Genomic DNA, 20,997 nt, shown 5'->3' with positions numbered 1-20,997 from the left:
AGATATTATATTTCTTAAACTTTAGTCAGGAAAAGGATGTGTCTAGTAATGGCCTTTCAGGCAGGAGAAACAACTTTAAACTATATCAATGGGGAATGGACGTCTTCCGTAACCGGAGAAGTGGATTCCAGTATAAATCCTTCTAACAAATCGGAGGTCGTAGGCTATATTCAACGTTCCTCTAGAGTTGATCTGGATCATGCAGCTGCCGCTGCGAAGCAAGCTTCGACAGCATGGCGCAAGCTTTCCGGCGCAGCCAGAGGTGAATATTTGTACAAAATCGCTAATGCATTGGAAAAGCGCCTGGATGAGGTTGCCGAGACGATGACCCGCGAGATGGGCAAGACGTTCCCGGAAGCTAAGGGTGAAACGGCTCGTGGTATTGCCATTCTCAGGTATTATGCAGGCGAGGGGATGCGCAAAGTCGGGGATGTTATCCCATCAACCGACAGCGAAGCCTTGATGTTTACGACACGTGTACCGTTAGGGGTTGTCGGCGTCATTACACCTTGGAATTTCCCAGTTGCCATTCCCATTTGGAAAATCGCACCGGCGCTAATATATGGAAACACAGTTATTCTTAAGCCGGCCAGCGAGACAGCGGTAACAGCAGCTAAACTCATGGAATGCTTCCATGAGGCGAATTTGCCAGCAGGTGTAATCAACATGGTTGTAGGCAGTGGCAGTGAAATCGGCCAAGGCATCATTGAGCATAAGAGCATCAACGGAATTACATTCACTGGTTCCAATGCGACAGGCAAGCGCATAGCCATGGGCGCCATTGCTCGTGGGGCCAAGTATCAGTTGGAAATGGGCGGTAAAAATCCAGTCATCGTAGCCGCAGACGCCGATCTCGACTTAGCCGTTGAAGCTACGATAAGCGGAGGCTTGCGTTCCACAGGGCAGAAATGTACGGCAACAAGCCGAGTGATTGTACAAAGCGCTGTTTACGAAACATTCAAACAGAAGCTGGTAGAGCGAGTTAAGCAATTAAAGGTTGGAGATGGCATGGACCCGCAAACATGGTTGGGACCGTGCGCCAGCGAAAGCCAGCAGCAAACGGTGCTTTCCTATGTGGAGAAGGGAATTAGTGAAGGAGCTACACTTCTGTTCGGAGGAAAAGTACCTGACGGCACAGGAGAGGGTTTCTATGTAGAGCCTGCTGTGTTCGATAATGTGAAGCCGGATATGACCATTGCCAAAGAGGAGATTTTCGGTCCGGTGCTGGCTCTGATTAAGGTGGATACTTTTGAAGAAGCCTTGCAGACAGCGAACGATAGTGAGTTCGGCTTAAGCGCATCGATTTTCACAAAAAATATTGGAAACATGCTAGCATTCGTTAACGATATGGAAGCGGGGCTTGTGAGAGTCAATGCGGAAAGCGCAGGGGTTGAGCTGCAAGCACCATTCGGTGGTATGAAGCAATCCAGCTCCCACTCTCGTGAGCAGGGACAGGCGGCGATTGAGTTTTTTACTTCGATCAAAACCGTATTTGTAAAGCAGTAGCATAGCATCATGGACTGAGAGATTTAGGGATTCATCTACTATAATACCCCGAGAGGCGGCGAACATATTGTACAGCAACGTTATTGAAAAAATTAAGGGGATCAACGCAATCAACGTAACCCCTTTTGACTCCAGCTTGGAGATTGATTGGCCTGCGCTGAATGATAACATTACTTTTTTGCTGAATAGAGGGCTCGAAGCTATATACCCTTGCGGCAATACAGGTGAATTTTATGCTCTAACCATAGATGAGGCCAAAGAGGTCACCCGTTATGTTACTGAGCTTGTAGCCAAACGAAGCTTAGTAATTGCTGGCGTTGGTTATGACGTGAAAACGGCTTGCGATTTAGCACAGAACGCGGAAGCCTGCGGAGCAGACGGACTTATGGTCCATCAACCGATTCATCCTTATCTGTTAGCCGACGGACTTATCGAATATTATAAACAAATTGCCGCTTCCACGAAGCTTCCGATTATCCTTTATGTGCGCAGTGAGCAAATTTCACTTGAAGTGCTTCAGGAAACAGCCAAGCTGCCTAATGTTATCGGCGTTAAATATGCGGTTAACCATTTGCCTTCCTTCACCAAAGCTGTTCAGGGAGTTAAAGAGGATCTCGTATGGATTTGCGGCACAGCTGAAATGTGGGCGCCTTACTTTTTCGCAGCAGGAGCTGTCGGATTCACATCTGGATTGGTCAATGTAGAAACCATTCGTCCGTTCAAAATGCTGGATGCTTTGCGGGAAGGCAATTATGCAGAGGCGATGTCGATCTGGGAGGAAGTTGCACCGTTTGAAGATCTGAGAGCCAAATATAATACAGGTAACAATGTAACTGTCGTGAAGGAAGCGATGTTTCAGCTCGGATTATTGCCTTCCAAAGCCGTCAGACCGCCAATCAGCCTCTTGAACGAGAATGAAGTGAAGCAAGTAACTAACTTGTTGAAGGACTGGGGATTGTATTAGGTTTTATTTGACTGATCGTATCATATAGAGACTTAAAGGAGCGACAATAAACATGAAAATATCAGACCTGAAATTAACTGTAGTGGGCACTCCAAGACATACTGGCTTCGTTAGCAAGCATGTTATCGTTGAAATTATGACCGATGAAGGTGTTACTGGAATCGGGGAAATGTCCGACTTTTCCCACCTTCCGCAATACTCACTGGATGTTAACGACCTGACAACGGTATTAAAAACAATCCTGGTCGGCAAAAATCCATTCGATATATCGTTGATCAACAAGGAGCTATTGAGCAATTTTCCAGAAATGATGTTCTACTATGAAAAAGGTAATTTCGTGCGTAATGGAGTGGACGCCGCCCTTCATGACCTTGCAGGTAAGCTATTGAATACTTCGGTTGCTGATTTTATCGGTGGTCGGGTGAAGGACAAAATTAAGGTGTGTTACCCAATCTTTAGACATCGGTTTATGGAGGAAGTCGAGGAGAACCTTGAGGTTGTTCGCACACGCTTCAAGCAGGGCTTTGACACTTTCCGGTTGTACGTAGGTAAAAATTTGGATGCGGACGAAGCTTTCCTAGATGGAGTCAAAAGTGAATTCGGCTCCAAAGTTATCATTAAATCGCTGGATTTCAGCCATTTGCTGGATTGGAAGCAAGCATGGCAAGCGACTAAGCGTTTGTCCAAATACGATTTCCAGCTCATTGAGAGCCCAGCGGCGCAAAATGATTTTGAAGGTCTTCACCATTTCCGTTTGAAAGTGGATCATCCGATCAGCGAGCATGTATGGAGCTTCCGTCAGCAGTATGAAATGATCCGTCATGACTCGGTCGATATTTTTAACATTTCACCAATCTTTATTGGAGGCCTTACTGCTGCGCGGAAAGCTGCTGCTGCTGCTGAAGTGTCAGGCAAGGGCTGCTTGCTTGGAACCACGCAAGAGCTGTCCATTGGTACGGCTGCGATGGCTCATTTGGGAGCATCGCTTGTTAATCTGAATTTCACCTCCGATCCAACTGGCCCTGAGCTGTACGTCAGCGACATTGTGAAAAATCCGGTGAAATACGAGGACGGATATTTGCTCGTACCGGGCCGCGACAAGCCAGGCTTCGGGATGGAGCTGGATTGGGATTTGATTGAGAAATATAGAGTGCCTGATTTGAGCTGGGGCAGTATTTCCGTACATCAGCTGCAGGATCGCACAGCACAAACCAAAGCGTAAACTCTATTTGAGCGAGCAACGAAACCAGACCGGATTTCCTGAATTAGGGGAGTCCGGTTTTTTGCTGCAATATTATAAAGGGACTCTTGACAAGCACAGGCAAAGTACATACATTGAGTGTAAACGATTCCAATCGAAACAATTTATAATTTTCTAATGGAAGGGATGAGGGCAATTGAATAAGATCTACATAACCCGCAAGCTTCCCGAAGCCGCTTTGGCTATAATCAAGCAGCAGTGTGAGGTAACCATTTGGGATGAAGAGGATACGCCAGTACCGAGGGAAGTGCTTCAGGAGCAGCTTAAAAATGCCGATGGGTTGCTGTGCCTCTTAACGGAGCGGATTGATGAACAGCTGCTTGAGGCGGCGCCTAATCTGAAGGTCATCAGCAATATGGCTGTGGGCTATAACAATATTGATGTGGGAGCTGCAACAAAACGGGGCATTGCGGTTACTAATACACCAGGGGTGTTGACGGAAACGACGGCAGATTTAACCTTTGCCCTGCTGCTCGCAACCTCCCGAAGATTAATTGAAGCCTCCAATTATTTAAGAGACGGTCAATGGAAAACGTGGTCACCGATGCAGTTGACGGGGCAGGATATCTTTGGAGCAACTTTAGGGATCATCGGAATGGGCAGAATCGGCGAGTCTGTCGCCAAGAGGGCGAAGGGGTTTGACATGAAGCTCCTTTACTATAACCGTTCCAGAAAGCTTGAAGCTGAACAAGCCTATGACATGACCTATGCCAATATAGACACTTTACTGAGCCAATCTGATTTCATTGTTGTGTTAACACCGTATTCACCTGACACAGTTAATTTGATCGACCGAGAGCAATTTGCACGAATGAAAAACACCGCAGTCCTTATTAATACGGCCCGCGGGGGCATTGTGAATGAGGATGCCTTGTACGATGCTTTAACAGGCGGCCAGATTTGGGCGGCAGGCTTGGACGTATTCGAAACGGAGCCTTTGGACCCAAATCATCGGCTGCTCACGCTGCCTAATGTTGTAGCAATGCCGCATATCGGCAGCGCAAGCATTAAGACACGAACCCAAATGGCGATACTTGCTGCAGAAAATCTGGTTCGTGGCGTCTCAGGCGAAAGACCCGTACATCTAGTCAATCCTGAAATCAATATCTATTAAATTATGGATTTGTTATCCGCATCGACTAATAAAACCTTACCCTTACTGGCAGAGGCTTCAGCCGCGATCACAGCGTGCTTTACTTGAGCAAGCTCGTATCGCTCGCTTATGCGCGATAAGCGAAGACGATTATGTTGAATCAAATCTATCAGCTGCCCGAACGTATCATGCCATGTGTGAACGGAAGCATCACGGACCCAGTTCCTCAGCCAAAACAACTGTACGGCAGTTTTGCTGGCTCGTGAAACTTCACCCCAATGAACAGGCTGGCCTGATAGAAGTCCAATGCTAATGACGGTTCCCTGAGCGCAGGTACAATAGGCCAGCTGTTCGCCATCAGCACCTCCCACGCTGTCAATGGCAGCCGCTGCACCCCGGCCTTCCGTAATGCTAAAGACAGCTTCGCGGATTGAAGGCGTGTTTGGATCCGATGTATCAATAACATGTGATGCGCCAAGCGACAGCAGCTCTTGGGTATGCCTTGAACTGCGTGTTATAGCGATTAACCGATAGCCGAGAATGGCGGATAGCTGCGCAAAAATACGTCCGATTGACGAACCGCAAGCATTAACTGCCACAAAATCACCTGGCTGCAGCCGCAAGGCTTCTGTTAGAATAACCCATGCTGTTACCGGGTTTATATATAATTGGCATGCTATATCATCGTCCAAATCATTCGGAACCGGAATGACCAGCTCAGATGAGGCAACAACTCGCTCCTGCCAAGTCCCCTCGCTTCGCAGTGGCAATACACGTTTTCCCAGAAGTGAAGGATCAACCGAAGGGCCGATTGCTTCTACGATGCCGACTCCCTCATAGCCGGGTATGCAAGGCAGCGAAATGCGGTGTGGGTAGGCGCCACGAACAGGGATCAAATCCGACGGATTGATGGGCCGAGCTGTCATACGAACAAGCACTTCGCCTGCACCCGGCTTCAGGATGCGTCTGTATATTAGCTGAAGCACATCAGGTGGATTTCCGAACTGATAGTACCGGATGGCGCCGTAAGTATGCACGAGGACTGCCCCTTTGACTGGATTGGATTTGACCCTTACAAACAATCTATTGCTGATTATAACATATGTCTCAGGGTAAAGTTGTCTTGGTAATGGGTTAAGTACAAGCCAAAAGCCGTCACAGTGTGACGGCTTTTTTTTATGCGAATAGAAACTAAAATTGCTTGTATCTTGCTTCGCGAACCTTGACAATTGCTAACGTTTCTCGAGAGTTGGCACAACCGGTTCTCTTTTGCTTGCTGAATAGCATAGCTGGATTGCTCTTGCTTAACAAGCTTAACGTGTCGTTAGAGGAGGCTGCTGCCCATAAGGATAAGCATATTTGAGCTCTTCATTAAAGGTGATATAATCCAGGTTTACCATGAGAAGCAGATAACGCATGCCTGTGGTAGGGTCACTGATAATGATGTGATCTCTTCCTGCCGCTTCGAGCCTGCCTTTGAATATTTTGGCATTCCACTCGCTGTTATTTTCATACGTCATGTAGAGTGTTGCCATTTTTCCTAAATTGAGCCGCAAAATGTTCTCAATGAACGATTGCTCGATAGGCAGCATCGACGTTGGCGCAACCTGACCTGTGGGAGAAATAAATTGACCGCTTGCCGGTGGAGGAGACATTTGTCCGCCATACTGCATGCCTCCCTGTTGAGCTGGGTACCCTGGATAGCCCCCGTAGGCTCCCCCAGGTCTGTAAGGGTTGTTCATCATATTATCGAATTCCTCCTTAAGATAGTAAAAATACTTCTACATTAATTAGTATTATGAACGCTTGGACAATTAGCACTGCTTGGTGAATAAAAGCTTTGCTTTTTATTAGGGCTTGTTTGATAGTTTTTTTGCAGTTCAGAGATTCCCAAAGGGTGGAATAATTACCACTGCTAGTCGGGAATATAAAATATTAACCCTTTCCGAAGTTTACTGATTATGCTACAAAAGGATAGGAAGAGGTGGGTTTATGTTTAGGTTGCAACGGTTCAAGCGGATCGCCGTTCAGCGGTTTCGTGATTTTAGCCTGGAATGGAAAGTATTTATGATGACCTCCGTCGTTATTGTGCTCGCGGTTTCACTAACCGGGGCATTTTCCATTTATCAGACATCCCGAATTTTGGAGGGATACGCTTATAATGCTGCGGACCAAACGGTTGCACAATTAGGATCGAATATTAATAACGAGCTAAAAAGCATTGGAGACAAGCTGTATTTGATCAATTCCAGCGTGGAGCTCCGGCAGACGATTGAGTGGAGCCAGTTCAAATCAGATGAGACCTACTCCGTGATGTTCAATAAAATGTTTTCTTTATTCTCCAATGTCAGTTTGTCCTCCAGTACGATTCGCAGTATTTACTTGTATACGCCCAGAGGTGAGTTTTATCAAGGAATGCCCGGAGGCAAGCGGAATGTCTCGTTTAAGGAAACGCCTTATTACGAAGCGATTCGAAATTCACCTACCAACCGCTGGGTGTACTCCAAGCAGGATCCGCTTTTTGGCGGGGACGCAGAGGTCCTTAGTCTCATAACCCGTCCTGCGGCGGATACCAATTATCTGGATCAGGATAACTATATGGTCATTACACTGACGGTTGAAACCTTTCAACATAATTTACAGAGCATACAACTTGTAAATGGAGGCTTTTCACTGGTCCTGGATGAAAAAGGGCAGCCGATTTTGGCATCTTCCCAGGAGTCGTGGACTCGGCAGTTGTTTCAACAGGCTTCAATTGCCGCCCAGGAATCCGAGCGCTCCTCATTTGATTTGAATATCGACGGGCACACGTACCTGGTCAATCATAAGTCGATCCCGATTCCGGGCTGGAAGGCGATGGTGCTTCAACCGAAGGAACAATTGATGGATAAGGTCTCTTACATCAAATACTTTACGATACTGCTCACTGCGATTTTGCTTGCGGTTTCGTTTTTTTTGAATAAATATATCGCAAGAATGGTGACTAATCCCGTTCGTAAGCTGCAGAGGCTGATGGGTCAAGCGAAGCGGGGGAGGCTGGACGTGCGGTTTGCCTCAAGCAACCGGGATGAGATCGGAGAGCTGGGCAGCCATTTTAACGAGATGCTGGATCAAATTCAGCTGCTGCTCAAGCAGGTTGTCGAGGAGAGTCAGGCCAAACGCAAGGCGGAAATGCGGGTGCTTCAGGCGCAAATAAATCCACATTTTCTTTACAACACACTCGATGAGATTTACTGGAAAGCACTGGAATTTCAAGATACTTCCGCAGCCGATATTATTTTGTCATTGTCGCGTTTTTTCAGGCTTAGCTTAAACCGCGGCGAGGAAGCAACGCCAATTTCCAAAGAAATGGAGCATGTGGAACAATACTTGAAGCTGGTCAATTATCAATATAAACGGCAGTTTTCATTTGAGATCCATACGGATGACAGAACCCGGACCTTCCTGGTACCCAAAATTATTTTACAGCCCCTTGCGGAAAATAGCGTTCTTCATGCCTTCAAAGCAAATGAATACAAGGATTTCCACATTAGGGCGATAAGCCGGTTTGAAGAACCTCATGTTATTGTGCTTGAGGTGGAGGATAACGGATGTGGTATGGAACCGGAGCTTGTAGCTCATTTCAACCGGCCGCTAACGGACGATAAAACAAGCGGAAGGCTGAATGGGGCTGAGAGAACGGGTGAAGGCTACGCCATTATGAATATTAAAGAACGTTTATGGTATTTTTTTGGGAGACAAGCATCGTTTCATGTGGAGAGCGAGTTAGGCTCCGGCTCCCGTTTTGTAATACGCATACGAATGGATGGAAGCGGGGAATGAAACCATGAGAGTGTTGCTGGTTGATGATAAGGAAAGTGTAGTACAGGGGATACGCAAGCATATTTCTTGGGAGGAGCTCGGTATTACTCATGTAGATATCGCGCTGGACGGTAAAGAGGCGCTGGCTAAATTTGATGCGGAACCGGCGGATTTGGTCGTAACGGATATTAAAATGCCCAACATGAACGGGATTGAGCTGATGGAACGGTTGAGACATGACTATGACCACGTGATTCGGTTTGTCGTGCTCAGCGGCTACGAGGAATTCGATTATGCAAAGCAGGCATTGGCGCTTGGGGCATCGGATTATGTGCTTAAGCCTGTGGACATTAAAGAACTGACTGTCATTTTGGAAAAGGTAGTTTTGGAGCTGAAGAAGGTCAAGGAGCAGGATGAACAAAAGCAGAGATTCCAACAAACGATCCGGCGAAGCTTACCTGCTTTACGGCAGCAATATTTGAATGAAATGGTTCATTTCCGTGATCACAAACTAGTGCGATCCAAGGATAAATGGGAGTTTGCTGAAATTCCGCTGCGCTCTGATTACTTTGCCTTACTCGCTATAGCTATAGATGACTTCCAAACGATTTCCCAAAACTCCGTTGAGGAGGTCGAATTGAGCCGTTTTGTTGTGGAAAATATAATTGGAGACTGCCTGCCGGCTTGGGGGACAGGCATTACCTTTTATTCGGAATGGGGGATTCTGACCCTCCTCGTTAATTATGATCTGTCGATGTCATCCAAAGAAGTCAAAGATTTGTTGCTGAAATTTGCGGAGCATTGCCGATCCTCCATTGAGGTGTATTCCAACCATACGGTCACCATTGGAATCAGCTCGCCTTGCCCGGAAATCACAGGATTGCCGGATGCCTATAAAGAAGCCTGCGAAGCTATTGATCATATCTACTTTTTCGGAAATAACCAGGTGATGCATGTGGAGGATCTGCTGCCGTTTCGAATGAAACGCACAGGTTATCCGGTTGTTGAGGAGCAAGAGCTGTTTACGCTCATACGCAGAGGGCAGGTTGAATCGGTGGCGGAGGGAGTAGCTGTTTTTTTTAACGCTTTGAAGGGTAGCGAAAGCACGCCGGCCGATTTCAGAATTTCTTGTATACAGCTGGTTACTATGCTGATACGTCTGCTGCTCGATGTGGGTGTGCAGGTAGAAGAGCGGAACAATGCTCCCGAGACTTGGTATCACACTTGCGAGCATGCCAATTTGACCGAGCTGCAGGAGCAGATGGCCGGATGGTTTTATGAAGCGACGCTGCAAGTCAAACAATACATGCAATTGGGCACTAAAAACATTGTAGGAGAAGCGAAGGCATTCATCCAGCAGCAATTGCTGCAGCAGGTGGGATTGTCTGAAGTAGCGGATCATGTTGGCGTTAGCCCGAATTATTTGAGCAGTTTGTTTAAACGCGAGACCGGTACGACTTTCGTTGAGTACATTACGGATTTGAAGCTGGAGAAGGCCAAGGTTTGGCTAGAGGACGCAGGCATACCGATATATGAAATCGCGGAACGGCTTGGCTATCTGGATCGGAAGTACTTTCGTGAAATTTTCAAAAAAAAGCTTGGTATTACTCCCTCTGAGTATCGTGAGCAACGTCTTGGAATGAAATAACAATAGGGAACAGGAGTAATTATTCCCCCTCTGAAACGAAAAATGCCTCCCTATCCAATCAGCTTCATTCCGCTATACTTTAAAATATAAGTTTGGACACTAAAGGGAGGTTAACACAACATGAAAAATAAAAAAACGATTGCTAAGACGAGCTTGGCATTGATATTGGCTTCGTCCCTGCTTGCTGGCTGCGGTGCTGCATCGAATTCGGCTTCCTCAAGTGGCGGGGCGAACGGACAGCCCGTTAAACTGAAATATTGGACGAATGCACGTCATGATACGGATTTGATGAAAGAGAAAATCGACAAGTTCAATGAAACGCATAAAGGCAAGATTGAAGTTGAACAGCAGATCATGACGGATAACTATGAGCAAGCGCTGCAAACAGCGATTCAAGCTGATGAGGCACCGGATATTTTTAATGCAAAAATGAAGATCAAGTTCGAAGATTTAGTCAAAATGAAAGCGATTGAACCGCTCGATGAATATTTGACACCTGATATCAAAACTCGTTTCGGGGAAAGCCTGCTCAAGGTCGATCGTCAGAATGCTATAGACGGCAAAACATACAGTCTTCCCAACTATGGAACCACTTGGCGCTTAATTTACAATAAAGATCTGTTTGCCAAAGCTGGAATAAGCGGACCGCCGAAGTCTGTAGCCGAGCTTGTTGACGATGCAAAAAAGATTACCGAAGCCAGCAAAGCTGATGGTGTATACGGATTTGCACTGAATATGAAAACACCTTCGGCTGCTTTTGAAAGAGGTCTTCTGCCTATGGTTCGTTTGGATGGCAAAGACTATTACGACTGGAAGACCGGTAAATATGACTTTGAGGTATTGAAGCCATATGTTGAAGGAATTAAGAAAATCGTAGACAACAAAAGCATGCTGCCGGGCTACGAATCTCTGGATATAGATCCGCTTCGCAACCAGTTTGCAGCGGGAAAGATTGGTATGTACTTTTCGCTTTCCGCAGAGCCTGGCGTATATGATTCCCAATTTCCTACCAAAATTGATTGGGGCGTAGCTCAGGTTCCTACATTGGACGGTGGAGCGCCTAAAGGTGTCAACTACATTAACGGCGGCGCATCTTGGCTGTACATGTCGGCAAAAAGCAAAAACAAAAAAGAAGCTTGGGAATTCATGAACTACTTATATAGCGATGAATTGCTTGTCCCTTATTATGAGCAGGGTAAAGGTGTTAGCGTAGTGCCTAGCGTAATCAGTAAAGCGAAAGAGCCAACGCTCAAAAACTTCAAAGAGTTCGCACCTAAGGACGATATCATGTGGCCTGCTTATCCGGTTCATAAAGTAGAAGGCAAGCCATGGCAAAGTGTGATTTCCGAATCGCTTCTGGGCCTGACTCCGTTGGATAAAGGTATTGAAGATTTGAACAAACGTTACAATGACGCACTGAACAATGAAGAAAAAGCCGGCAACGTGAAACGTGTCGTTGATCCTAACTTCGATCCTCGCAGCCAGCTTAAAAAGTAATTTTGCAATAGACTTGAATTAAATTGAATGCACAGAGATGCAGGTTGTTCTCCTCTTTGGAAACATCGAGGAGATCTGCTCTCTTTTTTTTCGGAAATTTCCCATTGAAAGGAGCCGGATAAAAGCCATGCTGTTAAAAAAACGTTTAAGAGAATACGGACTTCCGTATTTGATGATTATGCCTACGATTGTGTTTTTGCTTCTATTTGCGATCTACCCGCTTGCTTGGGCCTTTAAATATATGTTTTTTGATTATGATGGTTTTACGCAAGCCAAATTTATCGGTATGGATAACTTCGTCCGTTTGTTTACACGGGATATGGAATATTGGCATTCCGTATGGAACACGGTTGTATTTACGCTCGGAAAGCTTGTTATTGTTATACCGCTTTCGCTGATCCTGGCTTTTATATTAAATAACAAGCTGTTTGCCAAAAATACGATTCGTGCGATCATTTTCATGCCGACCATCATCAGTACAGCAGTCATATCCCTAGTGTTCTACCTGATGTTTAATTCATACAACGGGATTATCAATAACATGCTCATGTCGATTGGGCTGATCCATTCACCTATTGAGTGGCTCGGTGTTAAATATTCGATGCTAACGGCAATTTTGGTAGCCATTTGGGGCGCAGTGGGTAATTATATGGTGCTTTTCATTGCCGGCCTGCAGGGGATCCCGAATGATCTATACGAAGCGGCATCGATTGACGGAGCTAACAAGCCCCAACAGTTCTGGCATGTAACGATTCCATTGCTAGGACCCGTGCTTCAGATGATCGTTATGTTGGCGATTGTCAATACACTGAAAAGCTATGAAAGTATTATGGTTCTTACGGCCGGTGGTCCTGGGGGCAAAACCGAAGTGATGTACCTGTATATTTATAAGCTGTTCTTCCCGGTATCCGAAGGCGATGCCGTAGTACAGCAGTACGGCTACGGTGCGGCGGTAGGTTTCACCTCTGCCTTGATCGTCAGTGTGCTCACGGGATTGTATCTCTATATTTCGCGTAAATCCAGCGAGGTCCATTAAGAGAGGAGGGGAAATTATGAGTACATTAACGGCAAATCGAAAATCCTCTTTGGGTTTAGGCACAGTGCTAGGTTGGGCGATCATCTGGGTATTTCTGCTTGCTATCCTTATCGCCATAGTGTATCCCGTAGCTTATACCTTGTTCGGATCGTTTAAAACCAATTTCGAGCTGTTAAACAGCACCAATATTTTGGCAGAAACATGGAATTGGAAAAATTATGCAGAAGCTTGGGAAAGAGCCAACTTTGCTCAATATACATGGAACAGCTTGTTCATTTCCGTAGCCTCAACCGTTCTAAATATTATTATCTGTTCTATGGGCGCTTATGTGTTGGCCCGAAAAGCATTTCCCGGTAGGCGGCTCCTTATGTGGGTTCTGGCTGCAACGATGTTCATTACGATCGGGGCGATTACTTTCCGACCTCTTTACGATATGATGCGTGCGGTGCATATGCATACTTCGCTGTGGTCGGTCGTTCTGATTTTCGTTGGAACGCATTTATCCTTTGATATTTTCTTGTTGGAGCGGTTTGTGAAGGCTATTCCGAAGGATTTGGACGAGGCGGCTACAATTGACGGCTGCGGATTCTTTGGTATATATTGGCGCATTATTTTGCCGTTGCTCACACCGGGGTTAGGCGTAGTTGGGCTGTTCACGTTCCGTGAGGCTTGGAACCAGTATGTTCTGCCGCTTATTTTCACCATGACGCATCCGGAGATGCGGCCGCTGACGGTAGGCGTTATTTCTCTGAAATATTCAGCTAACGCCGCAGCGGAATGGAATCTTATGCTGGCAGGCTCAATGCTGTCTATGCTGCCGATTCTCGTTGTATATTTGTTTGCTAACAAATCATTTATCGCCGGTATGACCAGCGGTTCCGTAAAAGGTTAACCTATTCAGAACGTTATGTTAGGGTCTGTCCCAAATGTCATTTTGGGGACAGACTATCCACCACTTTATCCTGAATAGATGGTTGCACCCCTTGCGAAATGCGAGCTGAGGTCACTTTCCAACACGTTCAATCTCGTGTATCGGGATTCAGGGATTGGATAGGGCACTTTGCATGGCAGCCTGGGGAGCTCCACGCAATTATCAGGAAAATGTCATGTTAGTTGCTCCGAAAATAGCATTCCAAGCCCTATAGCTGGAATTTCTCATGCTAATTCTAAGGATTTTGGTTGATATCATCCCTATCACGTCTATTAGCGGGAGTTTTTCCAGTTAGAATGATCTCAAACGATTTCGCGGCTGGATTAACGTGAGTATTTCCATCTTTATAATATCTTTCTTATTTCACAACCCCCAACAGGCTGCCATGAGAACATGACAGCCTGTTGGGGGTTAAAGTTTGAATTAGAAATTAAAGTTATCGGGGTCAGGACCGAAACGTTGATTTTTGTTTAATGAATTGATTTTAGCTACATCATCCTCGGATAAAGTGAAATCGAAAATCTCACTGTTCTCGCGAATCCGATTAGCGTTGATCGATTTCGGAATGGTGACGACGCCGTTCTGAATATCCCAGCGAAGAATAATTTGCGCAGGTGACTTGCCGTATTGGGCAGCCAGCTCGCTAATAAGCGGGTTGTCCAGGTTGCCCTGCATTAAGGGGCTCCAGGCTTCCAGTTGAATTTGATTGGAATTACAGAAGCTGCGCAGCTCCTGCTGGCTCAACAAAGGATGGTATTCAACCTGATTAACCATAGGAACCGTTTCGCTTTCAGAAATGACATCCTTGAGGTGATGAGTATGGAAATTACTGACTCCAATAGCTCGAACCGCCCCATCCTTGTACAGCTTCTCCAAAGCATGCCAGGTGTCCTTATATTTACCTTTTACCGGCCAATGGATCAAGTAGAGGTCGATGACTTCAAGACCGAGCTTCTTGCGGCTCTCTTCGAAAGCTCTTAATGTAGAATCATAGCCTTGATCGGCATTCCACACCTTGGTAGTGATGAATAGTTCATCACGCGGTACGCCGGATTGCTTGATTCCAATGCCAACGCCTTCTTCATTGCCATATGCAGCCGCTGTATCTATACTACGGTAACCGGTTTGGATAGCGGATTTGACTGCCTGTATGACTTCGTCTCCGTCTTTCGTTTTCCAGACACCTAATCCTAACCATGGCATTTTGACGCCATTATGCAATGTTGTGCTGTCAGAAACTTGTTGAGTCATCATTTTTCTCCTCCTTATTTGGGATAATTACCCGCCTAATTATCATACCACTTACGATTGGTGAAATAAAATAATCGGGATGAGGCTGATTTAAACAAAAAGAAAAACAGCCCCAAGATGATTGGCTGTCTGCGTAAGCTTATCGGCTGTCCTATTAGACGGCCAGATGCTTTTTAACTTGATCCTCGCTTAATGAGGAGGAGCTGCCTTCCGCTACAATGGTACCCTTGTCAAGCACGTAGTAGTAGTCGGCTATGCGGGTTGCAAAGGTAAGGCTTTGCTCAATAAGCAGGACGGACATTTGTTTGCTTGCTTTGATCTTCTCAATGACATGCTCGATTTCCATAACAATGGATGGCTGTATCCCTTCCATAGGCTCATCGAGTAGAAGCAGCTTCGGCTCGGCGACCAGAGCGCGGGCGATGGATAGCTGCTGCTGCTGCCCGCCGCTTAAGTCGCCGCCTTTGCGCCGGATCATCTCCTTAAGCACCGGGAACATTTCATAGACGGTTTCCGGTATACTGGTTTTGCGAATGCTGCTGGCTTCAAGTCCCAACAGTAAATTTTCCTCCACTGTAAGCTGTGGGAAAATATCTCGTCCCTGGGGAACATAGCCGATTCCTCCCTTGGCCCGTCGATCTGGAGTTGCGCTAGTGATGTCTCGGCTATCATAGGTGAGGCTGCCTTTCTTAGGCTTGATTAATCCCATAATAGTTTTCATTAGCGTTGTTTTTCCGACACCGTTACGCCCCATTAAGCAGACGACCTGACCAGGCTTAATCTGTAACTCCACATTTCGCAAAATCATGCTTTCTCCGTAACCCGCCTCCAATCCACTAATGTTCAGCATCACGAACACCTCGTCTCCCCAAATAAACTTCGGCAACCTTATCATCATTCTGGATGTCCTCCATGGTTCCTTCACAGAGTACGGATCCTTCATGCATGACGGTGACGGTTTTAGCAAACTGGCGTACAAACTCCATATCATGCTCGACAACAATAATAGTCTGCTTGTCACTGATTTTGTGCAGCAGCTCACCGGTCTTTTCTGTCTCGCTGTCGGTCATCCCAGCAGCTGGCTCATCGAGCAAGAGCAGCTCTGGCTCTTGAATCAACAGCATCCCTATTTCTAGCCATTGCTTTTCTCCATGAGATAGGGAGCCTGCTTTATCTTGAGATTTATGCTCGAGACCAATCATTTGCAAATAATGCTTGATACGTTCCCGCTGATCTGCTGTTGTCTTGGCAATTAAGGAGCTTAACAGTCCTCGTTTCTGGCGCATCGATAAAAGCAGGTTTTCCAAAACGCTCAGTGTAATAAAGATAGAAGGCGCCTGGAATTTACGTCCGATGCCGAGCTGGGCTATTTGATGCTCCTGATGTTTGGTGATATCGATGCTGTTTTTAAACCGAACAGTGCCTTTAGAGGGCTTGACTTTACCGCATAGAACATCTAACAGAGTTGTTTTGCCAGCGCCGTTAGGGCCGATCAGAAATCGCAGCTCGCCTCGCTGGAGGGAGAAGTCGAGTCCGCGAATGGCTTTGAAACCGTCGAAATCTACCTCAAGCTGCTCGATGCGGACTATATCGGCGGCAAATTCTTTCTTTGGTGATGTCTCCATAATAGGAACAACCTCCTTAGGGTTTTCTTATGAAAACTTTTTTCGTATGCGATCTCTGAGTTTTCATCTCTTTTAGGTTTTAAATATAATGAGGATTACTTCGTACTGGCTGGATTGGTTTCGTTATGCAAATCTGAATAGGTTACTAAAGATGCGGCTGTTGGAAGCAAACGCTTGGATTTTTTGATCGGGTACCAGCCTTTTTTCTCAACGATGCTTTTGACGGTTCCTACGATGCCTTTAGGCAGGAACAATACAACTACGATGAACATTGCGCCCATAATAATCGGCCACCATTCCGGATAAGCCTCACTGAAGGTGGTTTTTGCCGAGTTGGTGACGAGTGCTCCAATGATTGCGCCGAATATGGTGGCACGACCACCGATGGCAACCCATAGAACCATTTCGATAGACGGAACAATGCCCATTTGAGCGGGTGAAATAATGCCTTCCTGCAAAACGAATAAAATGCCGGCCAGCCCCGATAGTGCGGCGGAGAAGCAATAAATAAATACTTTGTAGGTTACAGGATTGTAACCGATGAAGCGGACACGATTCTCTGCGTCGCGTACAGCAACGAGAATTTTGCCCAGCCTGCTTTTGGAGATCCAAAGACATAATGCCAAGGTGCCGATCACAACAAATGCGGTCACATAGTAGAACATCAGCTTGGTAGACTGTTCGCCTACAGGAAAGCCCAAGAACGTATCGAAATTTGTGAGTCCGTTAGTCCCGCCGGTATAGCCTTGTTGCCCGACAAACAGCGTAACAGTAATGATGACCAATGCTTGCGATAGAATCGAGAAGAAGGTTCCTTTGATTCGATTTCGGAAGGTGAGATATCCAAGAATAAAGGCAACAGCCACCGGTACCAGCATGGCGAGAAGGATGGCAGCTCCGGCTGACTGGAAGGGGAGCCAGAACCAAGGAAGCTTTTCAACACCGCTCCATGACATGAAATCAGGCAATTCGCCATGTGAGCTTACAAGCTTGAGGTGCATAGCCATACAATAGGCTCCAAGTCCGAAGTAAACGCCGTGACCCAAGCTGAGAATGCCTGTATAGCCCCAGATTAAATCAAGCCCCATAGCAACAATTGCATAAGTTAGAAATTTGCCTAGCAGGGAGAGCCGGAATTCGGATAAAAATAGCGGGGCTATCAACATCGCTGCAAATAGAATGAGTGTGATCACGATTTTTATTTTGGTATTTGTGATAGTCATTTTATCAACTCCTTAGAGTTTTGCTAATGCAAAACTTTCTACGAAAGCATGGCGGTTAATCAAGCGCTCGCGATTTAATAGTTACAAAACCGGAAGGCTTCCATTGCAGGAAAGCGATGATAAGCGTAAATACGATAACTTTGCCGATTGTAGCGCTCGTTGTGTATTCGAAGGCGGTGTTCAGCACGCCGATGCCAAGAGCGCCGGCAACGGTGCCGATAATCTTGCCGATGCCGCCAAGTACAACGACCATGAACGCATCGACAATGTAGTAGGTTCCGATCGACGGTCCGATCGGACCGACTAGGGTCAGCGCGCAGCCGGCGATGCCAGCCATGCCCGAGCCGAAGGCGAATGCTTGCGAATCGATGCGCCGCGTGGAAATGCCGAGGCATGAAGCCATGCCGCGGTTTTGCATAACCGCCTGCATGTTGCGCCCGCCACGGCTGTGATATTGGTACAGGTAAATGATCGTGATGCACACGATCACCAGCCCGATGATGAACAGCCGCTTGTAAGGCAGCATCAGATCGGCGCTAAGCGCAAGGCCTCCTTCCAGCCATTCCGGTGCTTTGACCGCCACGTTAGGCGCTCCGAAAATTTGCCGTGCCAGCTGCTGCAGCACAAGGCTCACACCCCAGGTTGCGAGCAAGCTGTCGAGCGGCCTGCCATAAAGGAAGCGGATCAGCGTTGCCTCAAGCAGCCAGCCAATGGCGAATGCCATGGCGAATGCAACGCCTAGAGAAAGAATAAAATACCAGCCAAAAGCGGACGCTGGCAAAAACTTTTGAAATAATTGCTGGATCGTATAAGCCATATAAGCGCCTATCATAATAAATTCACCATGCGCCATGTTGATCACATTCATCAAACCGAACGTGATGGCGAGCCCTAAGGCGATCAGAAGCAGGATGGAGCTAAGCGATACGCCGTTAAATAATTGAAGCAGCAGCAAGCCCATTGGCATCAACCTCCTTGATTTGAATAGCTTCTTTCTCAAAGCCCTTTATGAAAAGGCGGGACTGCCCGCATTGGAGCAGCCCCGAAAGTTTGTTTGCGCTATTGCGGCAGCGAAGCTACGTTTATTTCTTGGTAACCTCGGCGCCCCATGGGTACGTTTTGAGGAAAGGATCTGGCTTCACTGGTTTGCCGGAATTCCACACTTCTTTGAATTGGCCGTCGGCCTGCACTTGACCTATACGAACCGTTTTATAAACGTGCTGATTTTCTCCATCGATCATGACTTTACCGCCTGGAGCGTTATATTCTAGTCCTTTTGCGGCCTCTTTCACTTTTTCTACATCGAAGGAGCCTGCTTTTTTCACGGCTTCGGCCCATAGATATACACCAAAGTAACCTGCTTCGATTGGATCATCGGTCACGCGGTCTTTACCGTATTTGGCCTTGTAGGCTTCAACGAACTTTTTGTTCTCAGGAGTATCTGTAGTTTGGTAGTAGTTCCATGCGGCATAATGTCCTTCCAGGACGGAAGCGCCGATACCGCGAATTTCTTCTTCTGCAATACTTACGGAAAGTGTGGTCAAATCTTTTGCGCTTATACCTGCATCCTTCAACTGCTTGAAGAAAGCAACGTTACTGTCACCATTTAAAGTGTTGAAAATGACATCCGGCTTATCTTTTTTGATTTTGCTTATGATTGTGTTGTAGTCGGTATGCCCGAGCGGGGTGTATTCTTCTGCAATTAATTGTCCGCCTTCAGCTTTCAGCTGCTCTTTAATGATTTTATTGGCGGTTCTTGGGAAAACATAATCAGAGCCCAGCAGGAAAAATTTCTTTCCTTTGTTTTGCAGCAGCCAGGTTACCGCAGGTACGATTTGTTGATTGGTTGTTGCGCCTGTGTAGAAGATGTATGGGGATGATTCAAGACCTTCATATTGCACGGGATAGAAAAAGAGTCCTTTGTTTTGCTCTACAACCGGAAGCACTGCTTTGCGGCTTGAAGAAGTCCATCCGCCGAAGATAACGGCCGTTTTGTCTTTTTGCAGCAGTTTCTTCGTTTTTTCTGCGAAAGTTGGCCAATCAGATGCCCCATCTTCAACAATGGGTTTCAACTGCTTGCCAAGTACGCCCCCTGCTTTGTTAATTTCATCAATAGCCATCATCTCGGCATCTTTTACAGAAACCTCACTGATGGACATGGTGCCGGTCAATGAATGCAGAATTCCGACTGGAATAGCTTCATCCTTGCCCGCTTCCGGCTTCGCATCGGTTTTGGTTGCTGCTGCCGGAGCAGCTGGTGTTGCAGCCGGCGTTGTCTGAGTTGCACAGCCTGCAAGAAGTGCTGTCAGAGACATGCAGACCGCCATTAATACTTTGATCCCTTTTCTTTTTGCCAACATCTCATCCACTCCTTAAAAAATTGTTGTGCAGCTTGTAAGCAGCTGTACCGGACTCTGCAGTTTGATGTCTATTAGTGCCGGCCAGTTACTCATTTGTTTAAGCAGCTTATTGTCGTGGTGAATCTCGGAAAAACAAATCCGATTTATATTTTATGGCGTTAAGCTCAAAAGGTAGGTTTGCTTACATGAGATATCATAATTTAGCGTTACATCAATGTCAATATACATAACACAATTTTCTCTTGTAATTGAAAATGTGGAATTATTATTCAAAATAATTATTACAATATAATGTTTTTGAATTAAGTATGTCCAAAAACGGAAAATATGATTCAAAATACCTACATATATCTGACATAAGTAATTTACAATTTTTGAAAAAGCGAATATAATGGATGTGTTAGCAACTAATTATTCGTGTTTATATGTTAGGTTTTCTTACAAATGAATAATTGGGATTGGGAGGTTTTAATCAAATGCATTTAACAGAACGTGAAAAAGAGAAGCTGTTAATTACAGTAGCTGCGGATTTGGCTCGAAGACGTCTGCAGCGCGGTGTGAAATTAAATTATCCCGAAAGCATTGCTTTAATTACTTCTGAGATTATGGAAGGGGCAAGGGATGGTTTAACGGTAGCCGAGCTGATGCAATTCGGAACAACTATATTAAAAGCAGAGCAAGTGATGGAAGGCATACCTGAGATGATTCATGAGGTACAGGTTGAGGCGACCTTTCCTGACGGAACCAAGCTGGTCACTGTGCATCACCCTATAGGTGTTTAATTGTCTTTAATGGAAAGGA

The 20,997-nt window shown here is 46.1% G+C and carries 18 protein-coding genes; 10 read left to right on the top strand and 8 right to left on the bottom strand.

Annotated features, from left to right (window positions below; translation table 11 throughout):
• Positions 1 to 48: 48 nt before the first annotated feature.
• The 4 genes from gucD (at position 49) to ACFQ0C_RS15565 (ending at position 4,845) form a co-directional block, all read left to right on the top strand.
• Positions 49 to 1,506 carry an alpha-ketoglutaric semialdehyde dehydrogenase GucD gene (gene gucD, locus ACFQ0C_RS15580; protein WP_258211550.1) on the top strand — a complete coding sequence of 486 codons (1,458 nt, stop codon included), beginning with the start codon at positions 49 to 51 and terminating at the stop codon, positions 1,504 to 1,506.
• Between the two features lie 67 nt (positions 1,507 to 1,573).
• Complete coding sequence (locus ACFQ0C_RS15575) at positions 1,574 to 2,470, top strand: dihydrodipicolinate synthase family protein (RefSeq protein ID WP_379367995.1); 897 nt, start codon at positions 1,574 to 1,576, stop codon at positions 2,468 to 2,470.
• 52 nt (positions 2,471 to 2,522) lie between these two features.
• Complete coding sequence (locus ACFQ0C_RS15570) at positions 2,523 to 3,692, top strand: mandelate racemase/muconate lactonizing enzyme family protein (RefSeq protein WP_379367994.1); 1,170 nt, start codon at positions 2,523 to 2,525, stop codon at positions 3,690 to 3,692.
• 175 nt (positions 3,693 to 3,867) lie between these two features.
• A complete protein-coding gene (locus ACFQ0C_RS15565; protein WP_379367993.1) occupies positions 3,868 to 4,845 on the top strand; it encodes a 2-hydroxyacid dehydrogenase in 978 nt (325 codons plus the stop codon).
• On the opposite strand, the gene ACFQ0C_RS15560 is transcribed toward ACFQ0C_RS15565, so the two are convergent.
• Positions 4,842 to 5,861: a zinc-dependent alcohol dehydrogenase family protein gene (locus ACFQ0C_RS15560; protein ID WP_379367992.1), complete on the bottom strand. Its 1,020-nt coding sequence runs from the start codon at positions 5,859 to 5,861 to the stop codon at positions 4,842 to 4,844. The genes ACFQ0C_RS15565 and ACFQ0C_RS15560 overlap by 4 nt on opposite strands.
• Before the next feature lie 276 nt (positions 5,862 to 6,137).
• The gene (gerQ, locus tag ACFQ0C_RS15555; RefSeq protein WP_258211545.1) at positions 6,138 to 6,569 is read right to left on the bottom strand and encodes a spore coat protein GerQ; all 432 of its coding nucleotides are present in this window, start codon (positions 6,567 to 6,569) and stop codon (positions 6,138 to 6,140) included.
• Positions 6,570 to 6,816: 247 nt separating this feature from the next.
• Between gerQ and ACFQ0C_RS15550 the strand changes: the two genes are divergently transcribed.
• From ACFQ0C_RS15550 to ACFQ0C_RS15530, 5 genes are all read left to right on the top strand, one after another.
• Positions 6,817 to 8,646: a cache domain-containing sensor histidine kinase gene (locus ACFQ0C_RS15550; RefSeq protein ID WP_379367991.1), complete on the top strand. Its 1,830-nt coding sequence runs from the start codon at positions 6,817 to 6,819 to the stop codon at positions 8,644 to 8,646.
• A gap of 4 nt (positions 8,647 to 8,650) precedes the next feature.
• Positions 8,651 to 10,273, top strand: a complete 1,623-nt coding sequence (locus ACFQ0C_RS15545; protein ID WP_379367990.1) for a response regulator — start codon at positions 8,651 to 8,653, stop codon at positions 10,271 to 10,273.
• Positions 10,274 to 10,393: 120 nt separating this feature from the next.
• Positions 10,394 to 11,770, top strand: a complete 1,377-nt coding sequence (locus ACFQ0C_RS15540) for an ABC transporter substrate-binding protein (protein ID WP_379367989.1) — start codon at positions 10,394 to 10,396, stop codon at positions 11,768 to 11,770.
• A 127-nt stretch (positions 11,771 to 11,897) separates the two neighbouring features.
• Entirely contained in the window at positions 11,898 to 12,806 is a 909-nt protein-coding gene (locus ACFQ0C_RS15535) for a carbohydrate ABC transporter permease (protein WP_379367988.1), read from the top strand.
• 16 nt (positions 12,807 to 12,822) lie between these two features.
• A complete protein-coding gene (locus ACFQ0C_RS15530; RefSeq protein WP_379367987.1) occupies positions 12,823 to 13,698 on the top strand; it encodes a carbohydrate ABC transporter permease in 876 nt (291 codons plus the stop codon).
• A gap of 462 nt (positions 13,699 to 14,160) precedes the next feature.
• Here the strand turns inward: ACFQ0C_RS15530 and ACFQ0C_RS15525 are convergent, their stop codons facing one another.
• The 6 genes from ACFQ0C_RS15525 to urtA all read right to left on the bottom strand — a co-directional run bounded on the left by ACFQ0C_RS15525 (position 14,161) and on the right by urtA (position 20,196).
• Positions 14,161 to 14,988, bottom strand: a complete 828-nt coding sequence (locus ACFQ0C_RS15525) for an aldo/keto reductase (protein WP_379368022.1) — start codon at positions 14,986 to 14,988, stop codon at positions 14,161 to 14,163.
• A 154-nt stretch (positions 14,989 to 15,142) separates the two neighbouring features.
• Complete coding sequence (gene urtE, locus ACFQ0C_RS15520) at positions 15,143 to 15,838, bottom strand: urea ABC transporter ATP-binding subunit UrtE (RefSeq protein WP_379368021.1); 696 nt, start codon at positions 15,836 to 15,838, stop codon at positions 15,143 to 15,145.
• Positions 15,825 to 16,613: an urea ABC transporter ATP-binding protein UrtD gene (urtD, locus tag ACFQ0C_RS15515; protein ID WP_379367986.1), complete on the bottom strand. Its 789-nt coding sequence runs from the start codon at positions 16,611 to 16,613 to the stop codon at positions 15,825 to 15,827. Before urtD ends, urtE begins: the two co-directional genes overlap by 14 nt.
• A gap of 95 nt (positions 16,614 to 16,708) precedes the next feature.
• Positions 16,709 to 17,836 (bottom strand): urea ABC transporter permease subunit UrtC, encoded by a 1,128-nt coding sequence (gene urtC / locus ACFQ0C_RS15510; RefSeq protein WP_379367985.1) that lies wholly within the window; start codon positions 17,834 to 17,836, stop codon positions 16,709 to 16,711.
• 55 nt (positions 17,837 to 17,891) lie between these two features.
• Entirely contained in the window at positions 17,892 to 18,797 is a 906-nt protein-coding gene (gene urtB, locus ACFQ0C_RS15505) for an urea ABC transporter permease subunit UrtB (protein ID WP_258211705.1), read from the bottom strand.
• A gap of 121 nt (positions 18,798 to 18,918) precedes the next feature.
• Complete coding sequence (urtA, locus tag ACFQ0C_RS15500; protein ID WP_379367984.1) at positions 18,919 to 20,196, bottom strand: urea ABC transporter substrate-binding protein; 1,278 nt, start codon at positions 20,194 to 20,196, stop codon at positions 18,919 to 18,921.
• 476 nt (positions 20,197 to 20,672) lie between these two features.
• Here urtA and ACFQ0C_RS15495 point away from each other — a divergent pair, with 476 nt between their 5' ends.
• Positions 20,673 to 20,978, top strand: coding sequence for an urease subunit gamma (locus tag ACFQ0C_RS15495; RefSeq protein WP_379367983.1), 306 nt, complete (start codon positions 20,673 to 20,675; stop codon positions 20,976 to 20,978).
• The last annotated feature ends 19 nt before the right edge of the window (positions 20,979 to 20,997 follow it).

The organism is Paenibacillus sp. GCM10027630, from assembly GCF_042676305.1.
Lineage (GTDB): Bacteria > Bacillota > Bacilli > Paenibacillales > NBRC-103111 > Paenibacillus_S.
This window is presented reverse-complemented; position numbering and strand designations above follow the sequence as displayed.

Coding starts and splice junctions, on each gene's coding strand:
- ACFQ0C_RS15495 (WP_379367983.1), top strand. CDS start 20,673: ATGCATTTAACAGAACGTGAAAAAGAGAAGCTGTTAATTACAGTAGCT.
- urtA (WP_379367984.1), bottom strand. CDS start 20,196: ATGTTGGCAAAAAGAAAAGGGATCAAAGTATTAATGGCGGTCTGCATG.
- gucD (WP_258211550.1), top strand. CDS start 49: ATGGCCTTTCAGGCAGGAGAAACAACTTTAAACTATATCAATGGGGAA.
- ACFQ0C_RS15545 (WP_379367990.1), top strand. CDS start 8,651: ATGAGAGTGTTGCTGGTTGATGATAAGGAAAGTGTAGTACAGGGGATA.
- urtC (WP_379367985.1), bottom strand. CDS start 17,836: ATGACTATCACAAATACCAAAATAAAAATCGTGATCACACTCATTCTA.
- ACFQ0C_RS15530 (WP_379367987.1), top strand. CDS start 12,823: ATGAGTACATTAACGGCAAATCGAAAATCCTCTTTGGGTTTAGGCACA.
- urtE (WP_379368021.1), bottom strand. CDS start 15,838: ATGCTGAACATTAGTGGATTGGAGGCGGGTTACGGAGAAAGCATGATT.
- ACFQ0C_RS15540 (WP_379367989.1), top strand. CDS start 10,394: ATGAAAAATAAAAAAACGATTGCTAAGACGAGCTTGGCATTGATATTG.
- urtB (WP_258211705.1), bottom strand. CDS start 18,797: ATGGGCTTGCTGCTGCTTCAATTATTTAACGGCGTATCGCTTAGCTCC.
- ACFQ0C_RS15550 (WP_379367991.1), top strand. CDS start 6,817: ATGTTTAGGTTGCAACGGTTCAAGCGGATCGCCGTTCAGCGGTTTCGT.
- ACFQ0C_RS15570 (WP_379367994.1), top strand. CDS start 2,523: ATGAAAATATCAGACCTGAAATTAACTGTAGTGGGCACTCCAAGACAT.
- ACFQ0C_RS15525 (WP_379368022.1), bottom strand. CDS start 14,988: ATGACTCAACAAGTTTCTGACAGCACAACATTGCATAATGGCGTCAAA.
- ACFQ0C_RS15535 (WP_379367988.1), top strand. CDS start 11,898: ATGCTGTTAAAAAAACGTTTAAGAGAATACGGACTTCCGTATTTGATG.
- gerQ (WP_258211545.1), bottom strand. CDS start 6,569: ATGATGAACAACCCTTACAGACCTGGGGGAGCCTACGGGGGCTATCCA.
- urtD (WP_379367986.1), bottom strand. CDS start 16,613: ATGGAGACATCACCAAAGAAAGAATTTGCCGCCGATATAGTCCGCATC.